The 710-nt window shown below is 71.4% G+C and carries 2 pseudogenes; both read right to left on the minus strand.

Features of this window, described 5'->3' with window-relative positions:
* A pseudogene (locus ETD96_RS47420) lies at positions 1-130 on the minus strand (arginine deiminase); the annotation flags it as partial.
* An 8-nt stretch (positions 131-138) separates the two neighbouring features.
* Positions 139-710: pseudogene (locus tag ETD96_RS44190) on the minus strand (hypothetical protein); the annotation flags it as partial.

A 710-nucleotide genomic window follows, 5' to 3' on the forward strand; every position in this document is an offset into this window, starting at 1 on the left:
CCCAGAGCACTTCGTCGAAGAGCAGGTCGTCCTTGTTGGCGGGGGTGAGGCGGAGCAGTTCCAGGTCGGGGCGGTGCAGCAGTACCTGCCGCAGCCGCCCGACCTCGGAGGAGACGGTGAACACGGGCATCGATCCCTTCAGACGGCGTGCACGGGCGGTTCGGACGGGCCGGGCTTGCCGGACGGACCGGGCTTGCCGGACGGGCCGGACGGGCCGGAGGGTTCGGAAGGGCCGGGTGCCGGGCCGTACTCCTCGGCCTCCTCCACCGCGACCTCGATCTCGGCCTCGACCTCTTCCTCCTGGACGCGGTGCTCGCGGTATTTCAGCCAGGCGTAGACGGGCATGCCGGCGAAGATGAGCAGGGTGCCCTTGTAGACGACCTCGTAGCCGGCGCCGGCGATGGCCCAGACGGTGTAGCCGAACGCCGGCAGCGCGATCACCGCGTCGCGGGCCAGCCGCCGGCCGGAGAACGCGACCCGGTCGGTGGCCAGCAGCACCAGCTCGGCCAGCGAGGCGTAGGCGTAGGGGATGAGGGTGGTCAGCGTGGCCAGCAGGATGATGAAGGTGAACTGGTCGACCAGCCCGGCGTTGTAGTTCATCAGCATCAGCCCGGTCACCAGGACGCTGGAGACCACCAGCCCGACCACCGGGGTCCCGCCGCGGCCGGTGCGGGCGAACACCCGCGGGAACAGCCCGTCGCGGGCGGCGG

Source organism: Actinomadura geliboluensis (genome assembly GCF_005889745.1).
Taxonomy (GTDB): domain Bacteria; phylum Actinomycetota; class Actinomycetes; order Streptosporangiales; family Streptosporangiaceae; genus Spirillospora; species Spirillospora geliboluensis.